The organism is Pseudomonas sp. PA-6-3C (genome assembly GCF_021605825.1).
Lineage (GTDB): Bacteria > Pseudomonadota > Gammaproteobacteria > Pseudomonadales > Pseudomonadaceae > Aquipseudomonas > Aquipseudomonas edaphica.
This window is the reverse complement of sequence record NZ_WKDV01000003.1, coordinates 77036-95682: the sequence shown is the minus strand read 5'-3', so window position 1 is coordinate 95682 and position 18647 is coordinate 77036. Positions and strand designations below refer to the sequence as shown.

Sequence of the window (18647 nt, the reverse complement as noted above, 5' to 3'; positions counted from 1 at the left end):
TTTTATTCGGGTTTGGGTGTGGAAATGACAAATATTGAAGCAGTGAAAGTATCACCCATCTTATTCAGTACAGGGGCCGATGAGCCTCCTGCGGCTGGCGCCAGGGTTAGCACCGATAAAGCACATGATGAACGCAACACGGATGCTCAGGTGCCTGACACCCCCGAAACCCGGGCGGTGGCTGACGCTCAGTTGGCGAGGCCCTACGCGTTAGCATTAGCGACGCGCTCCTTTCACACCTCAATGGGGCCAATGGATGTTCAAGTGCCTGCGCAGTCCACACTCGGTCGTTGGCGGACCCAATTGGACGACGCCTTTAAAAGCCGGGGGTTTTTATCGTGGGCGAAAGAACAGGGCCTTGATAGCAAAAGCCTCAAAGTGGATCCGTTCGCCGGGGAATTGACGGGAATTGTAAATGGCAAGATCCACACTTTTTCCTTAGAAGACAATTCGGGTTGGTCGGACATCTCCAGGGTGCTGTTGTCGATTGCCAGGGTGATCGCTCCAAAGCCTGGGCAGGCGTTCAGTTATCCTTGGCCGGACGGTAAGGTGCCGCTGTACACGGTGGGTCGATTTTACGCAGAACCTATCGATCTCTCCCCTTCGCAAGCCGCCGCGCATCGAGAGAAACTGAGGGCCGGGTCAGCGTTTGAGTTCGCACCTGTGGGTCATGCGTCCCAGCGATCTGTCGAGGCGTTAGTGGAGCAGGGCAAGGCGCTGGGTGATGACGCTAATCGTCATGCACTTATCGCGGCGCTGAACGCCCAGGTAGACGATGCTGAAGGGAAAATAGATCTGAATAACGTTATGGTCCCGATTGACCGACGTTCAAGTTTATTTATCGAGGAGCAGCGCCGGGAGATAAGTGTTGCTCAGATGCTCGAAAATAAGGGGCATAAGCTACCTGGCAACCGTGCGCAGGCGCTTGGCTTGGCGAACGCACTCTCCTTTGACCTTGCCCATCGGATGCCTGGGGCCGACGGTGGGGGCGTCAGGCATATTGCTGGACTGCTGAATAAAACCGCGTTGCGCAAGATGAAGGCGGTAGTGGAACCGTGGAAGTTGAAACATGCAAGCCCGGCTGCTGATTCTCACGCAGGAGCCGGCAGTTTTATACGTAGCCTGATGAACAGGCCTGGGGCGCCTGCCCAGAAGATGATTCTGGACAATCCCTCATTGGCATTGGACCAGCTCATTCGGACGCCCGATGCACAGACGTTGGGCCTGGACATACAAAAAAGAATCAGCTCAGCAGAGTCGCCGACCGGTGCGATTGAGGCATTGACTGCGGCGCTCTTGCAGGACCTTGATCCTAACCCGGATAAGTCATGCTTCAACGTGGCGGGTTATAACCTCTATCAACGCGACAATATGGGGGCTAGCGCTTCTGAGATTGTTAAACGTTTTACGACTTATCTTGAAACTAAGCTGGGCGCGGATGTGGCCCCTCTTGCTGCGCAGCTATTACTGTCCGCCGTCGCCCCTGAACTCAAAGTAAAAAATATTCCTCCCGAACTGGTTTTTGGGTCTTATACGTGGACTGAATTTTCTATAGCGGTTGCACTGGTAGAGCAGGAAGATCGCGGCGGCGCATCGGGAAACATGACGTTTCGTCAAATAGTGAACTATGCCGATGTGCAACTTAATCTCCTTGAGGATGAGGACGCGTTAGCAAGCATGTCGATCAATCCGCTTAGGGCGTGGGGGGTCGCTAACAAGGTGATAAAATACAGCCCCGACGGTCGATATACGCCCGAGGAGGTTGAGCAATCACAGCGCGTGTTAAAGAAGCAGAAAAGGGAACTGGAATGGGCACGCACTGAGTTATTGAAGCCGCCACCGACGCGGGAGTCGGAGGCGCTGTCTGAGTTCAAACGGGTGTACCCGGATGTTGATCCGACGAAGACAACCTTATGCAGTGTCATGGATAGCCGTTATATCGTATCGCCACTTGATGTCTATATGACGAAGCCTTTTGAGCCAGACAGGTGGAAGTCACGTGATGAAAAGGAGTTGCCTTGGACGCAGATGAAGTCTCGCTTTTCTGAGCTTGATAACAATATCGGCCAAACGTTTGCTGAGAAGTTTGAGGGCTATAAAAAGACTCAGGCCGCGGGGTGGGCTATTCAGTTCAAATATCAGGCGTCTTTGCTGTCTATGGCTGAACAGGAGCGTATAAGTCAATCAACTGTAACGTTCATGCGAGTGTCTCGTCCTTTTTTGGGCACAGAGGAAACGAACAACCTACAGCTTTACCCCGGACGCCAACCCCGAAAGCCCACTCCACACGAACTCAAAGAGTTGGAAGGGGGGCAAGGCTTGCTTATGAAAGTTGAGGGCGGGCAGGGGGCGGTTGAGTACTTTAGTTATTTTCCAGCCCTGGGAAAAATTGTTAAGGAAAAGGGAGTGCCGGCAGAGCAGCCAAACTTTGACGATCGCAGGTATTTTTCTCCGGGTTACGAGGCACGAGTCCCTGGCACGTACAATGTGTTTACAGAATTTGCCACCAATAATGAGCGTGATTCGCCTGATGTAATCGGTGAAGCAAGAACGCCGTATTTTTCTCAACGAAACGGTTCGCTGGGTGCCGCGGTGGGTGATTTTTTTACCAAGGATTATGATTATTTAAAAACAAAGCTTTTCGGTGAAACGAGGATTGAAAAGAACACCAGAGCTAATCAAGCTGTCAACAATTTTCTCCTTTCGCTTATTCCCTTCTATGATGGTATTAAAGATGCGATCGACGGCAATGTTGCCGGCGCAGCTTTTAATATCGGGTTCGATTTTTTAGGGTTTTTTCTCCCCGGGGCGAGTGCCGCGAATAGGGCCTTGAAGCTTGGTAAGTCAGCAGGCAAGGTGCTCAAACGGTCTTTTTTTGCAGGGGTCGGTGCTTCTGTGGGGGTTACCGATATCGTTGATCTGCCAAAAAACTTTAAACGGGGGATAGTCGCCTTAGGTAAGGATTTAAAGACGGTACGCAAACATTCAGATGAGGTGCTTGCTCGACTGAAAGGGAATTACAGATTTTATGAGGTGACAGGAAGTTACAAGGAGGGTGATATTGTCAAGGGCTTCTATCAGGTGGAGTCGGACGGTGTAAGCAGGCCAGTAGTTGCGCTATTTAAAAAGGGCGCTTGGTATGCATACAGTACTGTTACCAATACACCCTTTGGCCCTCAGTTAGCACAGTTTGGAGTGCTGAATGCACTGACGCCTTCGGATAAACCATAATGGTTTTAACGGGCGCGGCTTAGCGAAAAAGTCGCCGCGCCCGTCTGAGTTGTTAATAAGTTCGCGTTTGGTTGAGTCGTCGGGCTGCGATTTTTAGTATCCGTGCGGCTGACGCACTGTGCCTGTGTGCCTGGATCGTTTTTGCCGACGTTGTTGTAGGTCAGTGGCGGGTGCGTATTTTTTTATAGCCTGGAACTGTATGAGGTATTTGTGTCACCTAATGGCTGAAGGAAATGGATGGCTTTCTAATTAAAACTAATTATTAGGCAGAACGTTATGATATTTGCAAATGCAGTTGAACGGCCATTGGTATGCTCAAAGATTTCGAATTTTTTCAGTGGCGGATGGACCAGAAGCGAGCCGCCTAGCCCTGTAAGAACACCTGATGCTCCCAAGATAGAGGGCGCGGCAGCGGCCAAACCCGCAGACGGTAGCAATAACGGTTTTGATCAGGGGTTCATTGATAAACAAGTGACATCCCTCGAAGGTCCGGGGCACGCCAGTGGCCAACGACAGCCGGGGCAGGCCACTGATACAAATGCCACTGCTTCGCAAGTGGCTGACTATAGAGAAGCGAACAGGAAAAAGTGGCAAACGCAAAAAGATGCTGAAGCCCGTGACAAGTTGTTCGCTCAGCCCACACCGGGTCGAGTCGATGGGCAAGAGGTTCCACCGTTCTCTTCTCGAGCGCTTGAGGAAAATGCAGCGGATTTAAGCAAAGCCTCAGGGGCGGAGTCCAAATTTGAGCTGGGTAAGGCGTATAAAAATGCACTGGTGACGTCATCGATTACTTTGCCAGTTACGATAGTTGCTTTTGTGACCATCGGAACTATCAATGAAACTATTAAGCCTCACCTCAGTGCAACCCCCGTTGCTGAGGGTGCCCCCGTTGCTGAGGGTGTCACCGTTGCTGAGGGCGCCCCCGTTGATGAAGGAAAGCTCGTCGATCGTAAGCAGACAAGTGTATTTCAAGTGGCCAATACCTTAGCCAATCTGCGGGGCGAAGGGCATGTTGGGCCATCGGACAAATGGGCAGCGCAAACCGATGAGGAACGTTTGGATTCTCTCGATGCAATACTTGACTATTGCGAGCCCGAACTGGTTAAGGATGCACAAAAGTACGGCGTTAAGTTTCAACCTGCTACCTCGGGCGGTGATAGCGACGATATTAAGACCCGCACAGCTGTCATCGATTCCAGGCTGGCGGCCCTGACGGCACTGTTCGGTGTCTTAAAGGGGAAAGTATCGGGCAGTGCCAACTAGTAGGCCGGCGCGTGTCACGGGTCAGGCGATTGGCGGGAACGAGGTCGACGCTGCGCTGAACGCCTGCACTCTGATTGACCTGCACTCTAATTAAAGAGTGCGGGCTTTTCTTGCGGGTGAAGTAATTTTTTATGACGTGCTTATGTGAGTGCTTCCGGTTTCTGCTGATCTTGCGCATAGCGCTATCGGCGCTGATTGATTGGCATAGAGAAGTGCTGGGCCGGGATGAACACGTTCATCGCGTACGAAAGTGCGCTGCAGCGCCGGCCTGAGCGGCTGTGCAAGTCTAAAAAGATAGCTCGAACAGCAAGGTAGGTGGGAACGCTTAAAGTGTCGAGTTTAACGCTGTGCTTCATCCGTGAGACGGCTTTGTCTTACAGGGCGTGTTGGCAGGCTCTGGCTGGAACTGTACTGGGTGGGGTGCCCACTCATTCAGGGCAACTGCTTAGAGTGTTTTCATACAATAACAATCACGCGGGTGAACACTATGAACATTATTCCTTCAATGGCCACTTTCATTGCTTCACACCCTGTATCCGTCGACCAGCCTGCTGCGCAGCTCGAGTCGTATAAAGGCGATCCTGCTGATTGGCCTTTGTCGCAAACCAAGGGGGCCATCGAGAGCAAAAACCTCAAGTGGGGAGGTGGAAGGGGGCCGAGGCCTCCATCTCCACCACCTGCTCCTGCTCCTGGGCCGCCGCCGCTACCACCGCGCCCACGTCCGCCCGTGCCGCCCAAGCCGAAACCAGATCCTAAACCCGCGCCGCCGAGCAAGCCCGGGCCTGCACCCAAGCCCCAGGGCGGTGGGTTCAAGGACGCGGGGAGCACTGTCATGCAGATCAATAAAATCAAGGCCAATGACGAGTTGATGATGGCCAATTTGCGCAAGCAGGCGCCTATCAGTGTGGCGGAGGCTGCCAAGCGAGTTTTTGATGCCGACAGACTGGTCAAGGCCGGTGTGATTGATACCGGGCCAAGCGCCCTGCGCGTTGCTCGTGATGCGGCTATCAGTGCCGGTATCACCGGGATGGTCAGCGCGCCGATCAACGTAGCAGCCTATGCAGGCTCCGTGGCCGCCGGAGAGCGGATCAAGTCTTCTTACGCCCCTGGTGTATTGCCGCCACCGTTTTTGCCCGGCGCCAGCAGCCCGCCCAAAAAAGGTGACGCTGCCGAGCACGTTGATTCGACGCCCGATTCGACAGCCGATTCGGCAGGCACGATTGACCAGCGCCTGGATGATTTCGAGATAAAGCTGTTGGGCATGGGCTCCACCGTCATGATTCTGTTGGGCGAGAACAACCGTGTATTTACCAAGAGTGAACGTTGGCCAACCGATAACGACGCACGCTTAAGCAACCTGGAAAAGATACTCAGGTTCTCTGAGCAACAATTGAAGAAGATCACCCGGCAGAACGGAATTATTTTTAAACCATATAAACCCGGCGAACCCATACCTGCCGATGCAGAAGGGCGTCTTGACCTGATCGACAAGAAGTTCAAGCGCATGGACGAGGCCTATGAAAACCTGCGTTTGCTCGCTGCTTTGAAAGCCAGTCAGCGCAACACTCAAGCACCCGCCATCGCTTGAGGATGGCACTATCGAGCGAAATGCCAGACGCATTTCGCTCGCCCGCTGACCGTTTAAAAGGTGCGATTTCCTACTCCCTGCGCTAACCTGCCTCGATGTTTACGAGGTCAACTATGCACATTCATATTCTGGGTATCTGCGGCACATTCATGGGTTCGATGGCGGTCCTGGCCAAAGAGTTGGGCCATCACGTTACTGGCTCCGACGCCAACGTTTATCCGCCCATGAGCACGCAGCTTCAGGCCCAGGGTATTGAGCTGACCCAAGGTTACGACCCCTCACAGTTCGACCCGGTCCCGGATCTGGTGGTGATCGGTAACGCCATGTCACGTGGTAACCCGGCGGTCGAATATGTACTCAACAAGGGCTTGCCCTATGTCTCCGGCCCGCAATGGCTGGCCGACCATGTGCTGCAAGGCCGCTGGGTTCTTGCTGTGGCGGGCACCCATGGCAAGACCACCACCAGCAGCATGCTGGCCTGGGTGCTTGAGCATGCGGGCATGAGCCCGGGTTTCCTGATCGGCGGTGTGCCGCAGAACTTCTCGGTGTCGGCGCGTTTGGGCGATACGCCGTTTTTTGTGATTGAGGCCGATGAATACGACAGCGCCTTCTTCGACAAACGCTCCAAGTTCGTCCATTACCGCCCGCGCACCGCGATCCTCAACAATCTTGAGTTCGACCACGCGGACATTTTCCCTGATCTGGCCGCCATTGAGCGCCAGTTCCACCATTTGGTGCGCACCATCCCCAGCGAAGGCCTGGTCATTCACCCGACCACCGAGCCGGCCCTGCAGCGCGTGATCGACATGGGCTGCTGGACGCCGGTGCAAACCACCGGCGCGGGCGGGCAGTGGCAGGTCAAGTTGCTCAGCGAAGACGGCTCGCGCTTTGAAGTGCTGTTCGAGGGTGAGGCCCAAGGCGTCGTCGAATGGGACATGACCGGTCAACATAACGTCGCCAACGCCTTGGTCACCCTGGCGGCCGCACGGCATGTGGGCGTGGTGCCTTCCATGGGCATCGCCGCCTTGAGCGCGTTCAAGAGCGTGAAACGCCGTATGGAAAAAGTCGCTGATGTGAACGGGATTACCATCTACGACGACTTTGCCCACCACCCAACAGCCATTGCGACCACGCTGGATGGCCTGCGCAAGCGCGTCGGTGATGCCAATATCATTGCCATTATTGAGCCGCGCTCCAATTCCATGAAACTCGGCGCGCACCGCGATGGTTTGCCGGAAAGCGTCAACGACGCCGACCAGGTGGTTTGGTACGCCCCGACTAACCTCGGCTGGGACCTGCCGGCGATTGCGGCGCTGTGCACGGTGCCTTCCATCGTGTGCGACTCCATTGAAGCGATCATCGAACACGTCAAACATCAAGCCAAGCCCGGCACCCATGTGGTGGTCATGAGCAACGGCGGTTTCGGTGGCCTGCACGGCAAGCTGGCCGAGGCGCTCAAATGAGTGGCCCGGAACGCATTACCCTGGCGATGACCGGCGCGTCCGGTGCGCCTTACGGCCTGCGCTTGCTGGACTGCCTGGTGCGCGAAGACCGCGAGGTGCACTTCCTGATTTCCAAGGCCGCGCAACTGGTGCTGGCCACCGAGACGGATGTGCAACTGCCGGCCAAGGTGCAGATGATGCAAGCCTTCCTCACCGAGTACACCGGCGCGGCTGCCGGGCAGATCAAGGTGTACGGTAAAGAAGACTGGATGTCGCCGGTAGCGTCCGGCTCCGGTGCGCCGGCGGCGATGGTGGTAGTGCCGTGCTCCACCGGCACCTTGTCGGCGATTGCCACGGGCGCCTGCAACAATCTGATCGAGCGGGCGGCTGACGTTACCCTGAAGGAGCGCCGCCAGTTGATCCTGGTGCCGCGCGAGGCGCCGTATTCGAGTATTCACCTGGAGCACATGCTCAAGCTGTCGAACATGGGCGTGACCATCTTGCCGGCCTCGCCAGGGTTTTATCACCAGCCGCAAACCATCGATGACCTGGTGGACTTTGTAGTGGCGCGCATTCTCAACCTGCTGAACATTCCCCAGGACATGCTGCCACGTTGGGGCGAGCACCATTTGAGCAGCGATGAATAAGGCGCTGCTGGTAATGTTGGCGCTGCAACTGACAGGCTGCGCCACGGCGCGCACGCTGGATGCCGCGCAACCCGGGGCGCCGGTGGTGTATGCCGGCACGCGGCTGGATGTGTATGCGATCAATGGCGGCTGTTGCGCCAAGGATCGATTTGGCGCTGAGGCGCCGAGCTATCCGCATATCGACCTGCCGGCCAGTGCGGTGCTCGACACCTTGCTGTTGCCGCTGTCGTTATTGACGGTGTTGGGTGTGGGGTTTAACGCAACGGGCGGGCTTTAGTGTTGCGTTGAGTGTGCGGGCCCCATCGCGGGCAAGCCCGGCTCCCACAGGGGAATGCCTTCCAAAGGTGGGAGCTGGCTTGCCTGCGATGGGGCCCGCACAGGCGCTGCTAGATCATTTGCCGAGCTTGCGCAACTCATCCGACTCCACCACCCGCACGCCATCCTGCTCTTCCAGCGCCAGGCGCCACATGGCGCGGGCCAGTTCGCAGACTTCGATACCGTGGTATTTGCCCGGAATCAACCGCGATAACGGCCCGGCGATTTTCTCGGCCAGGCGCGATTCCAAGCGTTCCCCCAGCAGCAACGAAGGCCGTACGATGGTCAGTTGCGGCCAGTCCTGAGCCTTGAGCGCTTGCTCCATTTCGCCTTTGACGCGGTTGTAGAAAATCGAGGACTTCGGGTCGGCGCCAATCGCGCTGATCACGATCAGGTGCCGAGCGCCCATCTCCCGTGCGCGCATGGCGAAGGCCACCACCATGTCCAGGTCGACCGCACGGAAGGCTTCTTCTGAACCGGCTTTTTTAATCGTGGTGCCCAGGCAGCAGAAGGCGATATCAACCTGGCCGCTCAGTTGCGGCAGGAACACCGCCGGGTCACCCACCGGGTTTTCCAGGTGTGGGTGCTCGGCCAACGGCTTGCGGCTAGGTGCCAGTACGCGGGTCACCGTGGGTTCGTTGAGCAGGCGGTCGAGCAGGTGTTCGCCGGTCAGGCCGGAGGCGCCGGCGAGCAGGATATGCTGAGGTGTCAGGTACATGGTGTTTCCCCCTTGTTACACGTTACAGCTTAGTTGCCTTTGGCTTCCTTGCTATTCATTGAGACGCTTTCGAGCGCCTTTCGTGCCTGCTGTTTACGTAACAATTGCCAGTGGGCGATCACGCTTTTGGGCGCCCAGATCTGCGGTTCAGAGGCTTCGAAGTTGTCCGCCTGTTCACGCTCGGCCACGTGCAGCTGCGCCAGTTTGAAGGCTTGTTGCAAATCGTCGGTCTGGTTGAAGGCCTGGGCGAACAAGGCGTCGCCGAAGTAGGTGAAGTCCGCTTCCTCGGAGCAACCGAAGGACACGCGATCCGCGCGCGAGGCGGTCATGATCAGCGTGTGCTCGTCCTTCAGGGCCGGGATAAACCCACCGGAGTAGCAGGCGGAAATCACGATGATCTTGTCGCGGTCCTTGAGCGGCGCAAGCACGGCGGCCAGCTCGTCGGCGGGCAGGTCGGCCAGCTCCATGCGCGGCTGGTCGAGTACCAGTTCATGTTCGTGGGTGCCGTGGCTGGTCATGTAGATAAACACCAGGTCTTGCGGCCCGGTGCGTTCGGCCAGGGTTTGCACAGCGCGGCGCAGGCTTTCGCGGGTGGCCAGCGGGCGGTCGGCGATGTGGTCGCGGTGGTTGACCAGACGAATCTGCCCGCGCGCACCGAAGCGCGTGGCGAGCATGTTGCTGACGTAATCGGCTTCGCGCAGGAACACGCTTTGTTTGCCATCGCCGGCCAATACCAGGGTGTACAGCTCGACGGCAGGCGTGGAGGGTGGCACGGCGGCAAGGGCGGCATCGAGCAAGCGGCCCTGGGCCAGTATGCCGACCTCCAGTGGGTCGGGCAGCAACTTGCCGTCGGCATCGCGCACGCGCATGCCGTTGACCCAAGTGCCGGCCTGCACGGTGCCGTCGGTGAGTACCAGGGTGCCTTTGCCCTGGTAGCTGTCGCTGTCGAAACCGCCGACATAGAAACTGCCGTCGGTGAGGTTCAGACGGCCTTCGCCGCTGAAGCGCCATTCGCTGAACTGGCCCACGTAGTGGCTGCCGTCCACACCGATCAACTCGCCTTTGCCGCTGAGCGCGCCTTCCTTGAACTGGCCGATCCACACGTCGCCGTCGGCGTTTTCATAACGGCCCTTGCCGTTGAGCTGGTTCTGTTTGAACTGGCCGACATAGATATCGCCGTCGGCACTGTTGAAGGTGCCATTGCCTTCAAGCTGGCCATCGACAAAACGACCACTGAACTGGTTGCCACTGTCGTCGTTGCGCTGGCCTTCGCCATTGGGTTTGCCGTGCACGAACTGGCCCTGGTACTGGCTGCCGTCGGCCAATTCCAGGCGGCCAAGGCCGGAATATTGATCGTTTTTGAATTCGCCGCGATAGGTCATCTGCCCCTCTTTGAGGGTGCCTTCTCCGTTGCGTCGCCCGTTCTTGAAACCGCCGACGTAGCTGCTGCCCGCCGTGGTCAGGCTGCCTTGGCCATCGAACAGGCCTTGCTGGAACTGGCCTTTATAGACCTCGCCATTGCTGCCATGCCATTCGCCCTGGCCGTGCCACTGGCCTTTGTCGAACTGGCCGGCGTACCAACTGCCATTGGGGTAGTCCACGCGGCCCTGGCCTTGCAGCAAACCGTTGACCACATCACCCCGGTAACGGCCGCCGTCGGGCAGGCGCGCATCGGGCGGCAACAGCGATTCGCCGTCTCCGCAAGCGGTGAGCAACAGGGCAAGGGCAAGGGGAGCGAGTGGGCGCATAGCGGGATCCGGATAATTGAGCGCCGAGTATGCCGCAGCTGCGAGATTCATACATAAATTTACATACACTGTGGCAAGGTTTATTGCCTCGCCACAGGCCCGGCCTTACACGAAGCAGAGTGACAGCGACTCGGCGATGTAAGCAGGTTTTTCCTGGCCTTCGATTTCCAGGGTGGCGGTGGCCTTAAATAGCCATTGGCCAGGTTTTTTCTCGGTCACGTCGGTGAGGGTGACGTTCAGGCGGACTTTGGAATTAACCTTTACCGGCTGGATAAAACGCACGCTGTCCAGCCCATAGTTGACCGCCATCTTCAGGCCTTCGGGCATGATCAGGATGTCTTCCATCAGCTTGGGCATCAACGACAGCGACAGGAAACCGTGGGCGATGGTGCTGCCGAACGGGGTCTTGGCGGCCTTGACCGGGTCGACGTGGATGAACTGATGATCGCCGGTGGCTTCTGCGAACAGGTTGATACGCGCCTGGTCGATGGTGAGCCATTCGGAACGTCCCAGTTCCTTGCCGACATAATCTTTGAGCTGCGCTACAGGTACATAGGGCATTGCGACTCTCCTTGGTTCATCGATTCTGTTTTTTATGAGTTACAGAGAACCAATGTAGATCATCATGGGCAACCCACTCGGTCAACCCACCATGCTTTTGGCGAATGCCGAAGCATATGGCGGGCGTGCTTATAATGCGTCCCAGCTTTAGAGGGGAGAGAGCGATGCTGTTACGGGGCCTGACCTGGCTGGTGCTGTTTCAATTGATCGGCACCGCGATCAACCATTTGCTGTTGCCGGTGCTGCCGGGGCCGATTATTGGCTTGCTGCTGATGCTGGGTTTTTTGATCTGGCGCGGTGAAGTCGGCGAGCCCCTGAGCCTGGCCGCCAGCAGCCTGTTGCGTTACTTGCCGTTGCTGCTGGTGCCGCCGGCGGTGGGCGTGATGGTCTACGCCAAGGACATTGCCGCCGATTTCTGGGCCATCATCGGCGCGCTCGTTTTGTCGCTGGTGATCGCCATGGGTTTTGTCGGCGTGCTGATGCAGCGCATGGTCAAGCGCAAGGAGCGCGATCAATGATCGGCGACTGGCAGGGCGCGTGGGCTGCGGTTATTCATCATCCGTTGTTCGGCATCGGCATCACCCTCGGCGCCTATCAACTGGTGCTGGCGGCATTCGAGAAAACCCGCTGGGTCTTCCTGCAGCCGGTGCTGGTGTCGATGCTGCTGGTGATCGGCGTGCTGCTCAGTTGCGGCCTGACCTACGTCGAGTACCGCAAGAGCACCGAGATCATGGGCATCCTGCTCGGCCCGGCGACGGTGGCTTTGGCGGTGCCGCTGTTCTTGAACCTGCGACGGATTCGTCAATTGTTCTGGCCGATTTTTACTACGCTGGTGATAGGCGGCGTGGTGGCCACCGGCTTGTGTGTGCTGCTGGGCTGGTGGTTCGGCGCCGAACATATGATGCTGATGACCATGGCGCCCAAGTCGGTGACCTCGCCGATTGCCATGCTGGTGGCTGAGCAGATCGGTGGTGTGGCTGCGCTGGCGGCGGTGTTTGTGCTGATCACCGGGGTGATCGGCGCGATGATCGGCCCGGCGTACCTGTCGCGCCTCGGTGTGCACAGCCCCGAGGCGCGTGGCATGGCGCTGGGCATGACCGCCCACGCCGTCGGCACCTCGGTGGCCTTGCAGGAAAGTGAAGAGTGCGGCGCCTTCGCGGCGTTGGCCATGAGTCTGATGGGCGTGGGCACGGCGGTTTTCCTGCCGTTGGCCGTGTCGGTGATCGTTTAAACCAGGTTTAAGGAAACCTTTATGAGTCTGGCGCTGTTCCCGCTCAATACCGTGCTGTTCCCTGGCTGCACCCTCGACTTGCAACTGTTCGAGGCGCGCTACCTGGACATGATCAGCCGCTGCATGAAAAAGGGCGAAAGCTTTGGTGTGGTGTGCATCCTCGACGGCAAGGAAGTCGGCATGGCCCCGGACGGCTACGCGCTGATCGGTTGTGAAGCGCTGATCCGCGATTTCAAGCAGCAGGACAACGGCCTGCTGGGGATTCGCGTCGAAGGTGGCCGCCGCTTCCGCGTGCGCGACGCCGGCGTGCAGAAGGATCAGTTGCTGGTGGCCGAGGTGCAATGGCTCGAAGAGCTGCCCGACCAGCCTTTGGAAGAAGAGGACGCCGACCTGCTGGCGTTGCTCCAGGCCCTGGCCGAGCACCCGATGGTGGCGTCGCTGGACATGGACGCGCATGCCGAGGGTCAGCAAGCCTTGGGCAATCAACTGGCGTATCTGCTGCCGTTCACCGAGGCCGACAAGATCGACCTGCTGCAACTCGATGACCCGCAGCAGCGCCTGGATGCGATCCAGATGCTGCTCGACGAGTTGCAGGGCGAACTGTTCACTCAGTAGGCGTAGCGCAACAGGGCGTGGGGTGTGCCGGTGAGGGCGATAAAGCTCAGCACCGCCACCAGCACCGGGAGCAGCAGCCACCAGGTTTTCTGCGGCATGGCCGGCAGCGGGCTTCGATACTGGATGACGGCCAGGCTGAAGGCGCACACCGTCATCGCCAGCAGCGTGCCGGCCAGTATGTCCGTGGGCCAATGCGCGCCCAGGTAAACCCGTGACAGCGCAATAAAAGCGGCGGGAATACAGCCCAGCAACATCCAGGTCAGGCGCAGGCGCGTGGGTTGCCCGCGCCCGGCCAGCACCGCCAATGCGAGAAAGAACGCAAAGGCGCCGGAGGCGTGGCCGCTGGGCATGCTGAAACTGGTCAGTGGTTCTGTGAGGATTTCCGGGCGGCCACGGGCGAAAAACAGCTTGGTGCCCGTGTTGATCACCGCCGCCCCCGCCAACGTAGCACCGACGAACACGGCATGCCGCCATTGCCGCGCCACCAGTAGCAGGCCAGTGAAAATCGCGCTGGCGATAAACATCTTCCTGAATTCACCCAGTTGGGTAATCCGCACCATCACCTCGTCCAGCCACGGGCTGCGATGCTCCTGGACCAAAGCACTGAGGCCCTGATCGAAGTGATTGAGGTGGGGATAGCCGATAAACAGGGCGATCAACAAAGTCAGGCTGGCGCAACCGACCCACAAGGTGGCACGACGATGGCCGCGCAGGCTGCTGTTCAAGCTCAGCCCCAGCAACACCGCGATACACCCGGCGACAATCCCGGCTTCCAGCCAGAAACCTTCCGGCAGCGGCAGGCGGAAGGCGGCGCCAGTGGCCCAGCCTGGCAGCAGGTAGGCCACCGACCAGCCGGCGGCGGCCACAATGCTTACGGCGGCAAAACGCGGGAACGGCATGTCGCACATGCCCGCCACCATCGGCAGCATGGGGCGCAGCGGGCCGATGAAGCGCCCGACCAGCAGGCTGGCGATGCCGTACTTGTGGAAGTAGGTTTCGGCGCCGTTCATCCATTCCGGATGGTGGCGTAAACCGGGTAGGCGGCGGATGTTCTGATGGAAGTGTCGGCCCAGGTAGTAGGAAACGCCGTCGCCCAGCAAGCCGCCGAGAAAGCCCAGCAGCAAGGTTTCACTCAACGACAGCGCACCGCTGCCGGCCAGGGCCGCAATGGCAAACAGCAAGACGGTGCCTGGCACGATCAGACCGGCGATGGCCAGGCATTCAACGCACGCGACGATAAATACCGCCACCGCCAGCCATTCGGGGTTCAGTGTGAGCCAGCCGGTAATGCTATCGAGCCATTGGCCCATAAAACTTCACTCCATTTATGTCGGCAGTGGCGATCAACTGTGGGAGCTGGCTTGCCTGCGATGGCGGTGTGTCAGTCACCTCGAGAGTGAATGTTCAACCGCTATCGCAGGCAAGCCAGCTCCCACATTCGATCTGCTGGGCTGCTTCTGTCTGTTCAAATCAAAAAATAATCACGGCCTTCGACCTGGCCCCGGCGCAGCGGGTTCCGGGTGCAATACGGTGCATAACCCGCATCCACGAAGCGGTACATCAGGTGTTCATCGCGCCCGCTGGGGATGCCCAGGCGGGTGGTCTGGATGATTTGCGTCGGGGTTTGGCCCACGTCTTCAACAAACAGCAGTTCCTGATCGAAGCGCTTGGCGTCCCACATCGGCACTTTCAGGCCCAGGGCTTTGCACAGCAGCGTTTGGCCGGCGCAAAGTTTTTGCGAGGGGCGTGGGTGGCCATTGGCGTCCGGGTTGTTGAGCAGCATCTGCGCCAGGCTCGCCGGGCCGGACAGCTCATCGACCCACGGATAAGCCGATTTGATCAGCACCGCATTGCCGGGGCCGTGAGCGCTGAAGTTCAGTGAATCGCCGCCACGGGCGTAGTACATGTAGATGTGCCCACCATCCAGAAACAAAGCCTTACGCTTTTCTGTGTAACCGAGTGAGGCATGGCTGCCTTTTTCGGCCACGTAATAGGCTTCGGTTTCGATAATTCGCGCCGAAAGCCAGGTTTCACCGACGCGGTGGCGGATGACTTTGCCGAGCAATTCGCGCGCAAGTATTTGCGCGTCACGGTCGAAGAAGCTATCGGGCAGGGCGCTGGCGGGGGGCTGGGGGGCAAAACTGGACATGGCGGCAAAGGTTAATACGGCTAAATGTGACCGAATAATAACAACTCCCACCTTAATTACCGCTGAACCCCAAGTTTTTACAGTTCATTTCGACCATCCGCCCCTCACCGCTGTCAGTCGGGCGGCGTCACAGCTATAATCTGCCGCTTTCCTCTTTGCCAAGACTCCCTGACCATGACTGAGTCCGTTCTTGACTACATGACCCGCCTGGGTCGCGCTGCCCGGCAGGCCTCGCGGTTGATCGCCCGTGCGAGCACTGCGCAGAAGAACCGTGCCTTGCTGGCTGCCGCCGATGCTCTGGATGCTTCGCGCTCCGAGCTGGCCGCCGCCAACGAACTGGACCTGGCCAACGGCCGCGCCAATGGCCTGGAACCGGCCCTGCTGGACCGTCTGGCGCTGACCCCGGCACGTATCGACGACATGATCGAAGGCCTGCGTCAGGTGGCCAAGCTGCCTGACCCCATCGGTGAAATCCGCGATATGCGCTACCTGCCCTCCGGCATTCAGGTCGGCAAGATGCGCGTGCCGCTGGGCGTGATCGGCATCATCTATGAGTCGCGCCCGAACGTGACCATCGACGCCGCGAGCCTGTGCCTCAAGTCGGGCAACGCCACCATCCTGCGTGGCGGTTCCGAGGCCATTCATTCCAACCGCGCCATTGCTGTGTGCATCCAGCAAGGCCTGGCCGTGGCCGAGCTGCCGGCTGAAGTGGTGCAGGTGGTGGAAACCACCGACCGCGCCGCCGTAGGCGCGTTGATCACCATGCCGGAATTCGTCGACGTGATCGTGCCGCGTGGTGGCAAGAGCCTGATCGAACGCGTCAGCCGTGATGCCAAGGTGCCGGTAATCAAGCACCTGGACGGCGTGTGCCATGTGTACATCGACATCGCGGCCGACCTCGACAAGGCGATCCGCATCGCCGACAACGCCAAGACCCACCGCTACGCGCCATGCAATACCATGGAAACCCTGCTGGTACACGCTGGCATTGCCGAGCGCGTGCTGCCGCCGCTGGCTGCCATCTACCGTGACAAGGGCGTGGAACTGCGTGGCTGCGAACGCACCCGTGCACTGCTGGGCGCGGACGTGATCGAAGCGACTGAAGACGACTGGTACACCGAGTACACGGCGCCGATCCTGTCGATCCGCATCGTTGATGACCTGGACCAGGCCATCGAACACATCAATAAATACGGCTCCAAGCACACCGACGCTATTGTTTCCGAGCATTTCAGCGATGCCCGGCGTTTCCTCACCGAAGTGGATTCCGCCTCGGTGATGATCAACGCCTCGACGCGTTTTGCCGACGGCTTCGAGTATGGCCTGGGGGCGGAGATCGGCATTTCCACCGACAAGCTCCACGCACGCGGCCCGGTTGGCCTGGAAGGCCTGACCAGCGAGAAGTACGTGGTGTTCGGCGACGGTCATGTGCGCACTTGATGGGTAAACGCATCGGGCTGCTCGGCGGCACCTTCGACCCCGTGCACATCGGCCATTTGCGCAGTGCCCTGGAAGTCGCGGATGCCCTCGCGCTGGATGAGTTACGCGTGATGCCTAACGCGCGGCCACCCCATCGCGATATGCCGCAGGTGTCTGCGCAGCAACGCCTGGAGATGGTGCGCCTGGCTGTAGAAGGTATACCGCCGCTGGTGGTGGACGACCGCGAACTCAAACGCGATAAACCGTCCTACACTGTCGACACCCTGGAACTGATGCGCGCCGAGTTGGCCGCAGATGACCAGTTGTTTCTGCTTTTGGGCTGGGACGCATTTTGCGGCCTGCCCTCTTGGCATCGCTGGGAGGAACTCCTCCAGCATTGCCACATCCTGGTTTTGCAACGCCCGGATGCCGACAGCGAACCGCCGGATGCCTTGCGCAACCTGCTGGCCGCGCGGTCGGTAAGTGACCCCTTGGCCCTGACCGGGCCGAACGGGAATATTGCATTCGTCTGGCAGACCCCGCTTGCGGTGTCCGCCACCCAGATCCGTCAACTGCTGGCCAGCGGGAAGTCGGTACGTTTCCTGGTGCCTGACGCGGTCCTGGCCTACATCGATGCGCACGGGCTTTACCGTGCGTCGAACTAAAAGGCGCGCTTGATCGCACGAACATTCGTGCAGCGGGCGCCCGAACATACGAGCAAAACGAGTTTTATATGACGAACAAAGACGTAAGCAAAGTTAAGCGCAAAGGCACTTTCAAAAGCGCCCCGCTGCCAGTAGAAGCGCACACCGGCCCTGAGCTGGCTGGCGAAGAGCTGGTAAAAGTCGCCGTGGCTGCCCTGGAAGACGTTAAAGCCCAGGACATCCAGGTGCTGGACGTGCGCGACAAGCAAAGCATCACCGACTTCATGATCATTGCTACCGGTACTTCCAACCGCCAGATCGGCGCGATGCTCGACAAGGTTCGCGAAGCCGTCAAAGCCCAAGGCGTCAAGCCACTGGGTGAAGAAGGCAAGGGCGACAGCGACTGGGTACTGCTGGACATGGACGACGTGATCGTTCACATGATGACCAGCAACGCCCGCCAGTTCTACGACCTGGAGCGTCTGTGGAAAGGCGCCGAGCAGAGCCGTGCGGCTGATGGCAAGCACCACAGCCCGGAAGTGGGCCATGCACACTTCGACAAGCTCAACAAAGACCAGGAATAAGGAACGGCTGTGCGCCTGCGTCTGATCGCTGTCGGTTCACGCATGCCCAAGTGGGTGGAAGAAGGCTGGCACGAGTATGCCAAGCGTCTGCCCGCTGAGCTGTCGCTGGAGCTGGTGGAAATACCGCTCAACACCCGGGGCAAGAATGCCGACGTGGCGCGCTTTATCCGTCAGGAAGGCGAAGCCATGCTGGCCAAGGTCGGCCCCAACGAGCGCATCGTCACCCTCGAGGTGCACGGCAAGCCCTGGAGCACCGAGCAGTTGGCGGTGGAACTGGACCGCTGGCGCCTGGACTCGCGTACCGTCAACTTCATGGTCGGCGGCCCGGAAGGGCTGGCGCCGGAAGTCTGCGCGCGGGCGGACCAGCGCTGGTCGCTGTCGGCACTCACGTTGCCGCACCCGTTGGTAAGGATTCTGATCGGTGAACAGCTGTATCGCGCCTGGACAGTTCTGTCCGGGCACCCTTACCACAAATAATCTGCGCCATTGCCG

The 18647-nt window shown here is 58.8% G+C and carries 18 protein-coding genes; 13 read left to right on the top strand and 5 right to left on the bottom strand.

Translation table 11 applies throughout. The features are described from left to right. Positions 1–24: 24 nt before the first annotated feature. The 6 genes from GIW48_RS03575 (at position 25) to GIW48_RS03550 (ending at position 8448) form a co-directional block, all read left to right on the top strand. Positions 25–3231: a hypothetical protein gene (locus GIW48_RS03575; RefSeq protein WP_170038066.1), complete on the top strand. Its 3207-nt coding sequence runs from the start codon at positions 25–27 to the stop codon at positions 3229–3231. Positions 3232–3507: 276 nt separating this feature from the next. After that, positions 3508–4494 carry a hypothetical protein gene (locus tag GIW48_RS03570; protein WP_170038068.1) on the top strand — a complete coding sequence of 329 codons (987 nt, stop codon included), beginning with the start codon at positions 3508–3510 and terminating at the stop codon, positions 4492–4494. 487 nt (positions 4495–4981) lie between these two features. After that, a complete protein-coding gene (locus GIW48_RS03565) occupies positions 4982–6082 on the top strand; it encodes a hypothetical protein (RefSeq protein ID WP_236460104.1) in 1101 nt (366 codons plus the stop codon). Between the two features lie 113 nt (positions 6083–6195). After that, entirely contained in the window at positions 6196–7545 is a 1350-nt protein-coding gene (gene mpl, locus GIW48_RS03560) for a UDP-N-acetylmuramate:L-alanyl-gamma-D-glutamyl-meso-diaminopimelate ligase (protein ID WP_017136037.1), read from the top strand. Then, complete coding sequence (ubiX, locus tag GIW48_RS03555) at positions 7542–8171, top strand: flavin prenyltransferase UbiX (RefSeq protein ID WP_017136038.1); 630 nt, start codon at positions 7542–7544, stop codon at positions 8169–8171. The genes mpl and ubiX overlap by 4 nt, the downstream gene beginning before the upstream one ends. After that, positions 8164–8448, top strand: a complete 285-nt coding sequence (locus tag GIW48_RS03550) for a YceK/YidQ family lipoprotein (RefSeq protein WP_170038070.1) — start codon at positions 8164–8166, stop codon at positions 8446–8448. The genes ubiX and GIW48_RS03550 overlap by 8 nt, the downstream gene beginning before the upstream one ends. Before the next feature lie 114 nt (positions 8449–8562). Here GIW48_RS03550 and GIW48_RS03545 read toward each other — a convergent pair whose 3' ends face one another. The 3 genes from GIW48_RS03545 to GIW48_RS03535 form a co-directional block, all read right to left on the bottom strand. Beyond that, positions 8563–9204, bottom strand: a complete 642-nt coding sequence (locus tag GIW48_RS03545) for an oxidoreductase (RefSeq protein ID WP_236460103.1) — start codon at positions 9202–9204, stop codon at positions 8563–8565. A gap of 29 nt (positions 9205–9233) precedes the next feature. Beyond that, positions 9234–10952, bottom strand: coding sequence for a C13 family peptidase (locus GIW48_RS03540; protein ID WP_236460102.1), 1719 nt, complete (start codon positions 10950–10952; stop codon positions 9234–9236). A gap of 105 nt (positions 10953–11057) precedes the next feature. Then, positions 11058–11513 carry a MaoC family dehydratase gene (locus GIW48_RS03535; protein WP_071485430.1) on the bottom strand — a complete coding sequence of 152 codons (456 nt, stop codon included), beginning with the start codon at positions 11511–11513 and terminating at the stop codon, positions 11058–11060. A gap of 164 nt (positions 11514–11677) precedes the next feature. On the opposite strand from GIW48_RS03535, the gene GIW48_RS03530 reads away from it, so the two are divergent. From GIW48_RS03530 to GIW48_RS03520, 3 genes are read left to right on the top strand one after another with little or no spacing between them, the layout of a single operon-like run. Continuing rightward, a complete protein-coding gene (locus GIW48_RS03530) occupies positions 11678–12031 on the top strand; it encodes a CidA/LrgA family protein (protein ID WP_017136042.1) in 354 nt (117 codons plus the stop codon). Continuing rightward, positions 12028–12744, top strand: coding sequence for an LrgB family protein (locus tag GIW48_RS03525; RefSeq protein WP_017136043.1), 717 nt, complete (start codon positions 12028–12030; stop codon positions 12742–12744). Before GIW48_RS03530 ends, GIW48_RS03525 begins: the two co-directional genes overlap by 4 nt. A 21-nt stretch (positions 12745–12765) precedes the next feature. Continuing rightward, entirely contained in the window at positions 12766–13359 is a 594-nt protein-coding gene (locus tag GIW48_RS03520; RefSeq protein WP_017136044.1) for an LON peptidase substrate-binding domain-containing protein, read from the top strand. Here GIW48_RS03520 and GIW48_RS03515 read toward each other — a convergent pair. Next, positions 13353–14669 (bottom strand): bifunctional DedA family/phosphatase PAP2 family protein, encoded by a 1317-nt coding sequence (locus tag GIW48_RS03515; RefSeq protein ID WP_017136045.1) that lies wholly within the window; start codon positions 14667–14669, stop codon positions 13353–13355. The two genes, GIW48_RS03520 and GIW48_RS03515, sit on opposite strands and share 7 nt — an antisense overlap. A 155-nt stretch (positions 14670–14824) precedes the next feature. Further along, on the bottom strand, positions 14825–15508 hold the full coding sequence (locus GIW48_RS03510) for a DNA-3-methyladenine glycosylase (protein WP_236447301.1): 684 nt from the start codon (positions 15506–15508) through the stop codon (positions 14825–14827). A 174-nt stretch (positions 15509–15682) separates the two neighbouring features. Here GIW48_RS03510 and GIW48_RS03505 point away from each other — a divergent pair, with 174 nt between their 5' ends. The 4 genes from GIW48_RS03505 to rlmH all read left to right on the top strand — a co-directional run bounded on the left by GIW48_RS03505 (position 15683) and on the right by rlmH (position 18632). Next, positions 15683–16948: a glutamate-5-semialdehyde dehydrogenase gene (locus GIW48_RS03505; RefSeq protein ID WP_138450447.1), complete on the top strand. Its 1266-nt coding sequence runs from the start codon at positions 15683–15685 to the stop codon at positions 16946–16948. Further along, positions 16948–17592, top strand: coding sequence for a nicotinate-nucleotide adenylyltransferase (gene nadD, locus GIW48_RS03500; protein ID WP_017136048.1), 645 nt, complete (start codon positions 16948–16950; stop codon positions 17590–17592). The genes GIW48_RS03505 and nadD overlap by 1 nt, the downstream gene beginning before the upstream one ends. 68 nt (positions 17593–17660) lie before the next feature. Then, positions 17661–18155, top strand: coding sequence for a ribosome silencing factor (rsfS, locus tag GIW48_RS03495; RefSeq protein ID WP_003215432.1), 495 nt, complete (start codon positions 17661–17663; stop codon positions 18153–18155). Between the two features lie 9 nt (positions 18156–18164). After that, entirely contained in the window at positions 18165–18632 is a 468-nt protein-coding gene (gene rlmH, locus GIW48_RS03490) for a 23S rRNA (pseudouridine(1915)-N(3))-methyltransferase RlmH (RefSeq protein WP_003176297.1), read from the top strand. Positions 18633–18647: the final 15 nt, after the last annotated feature.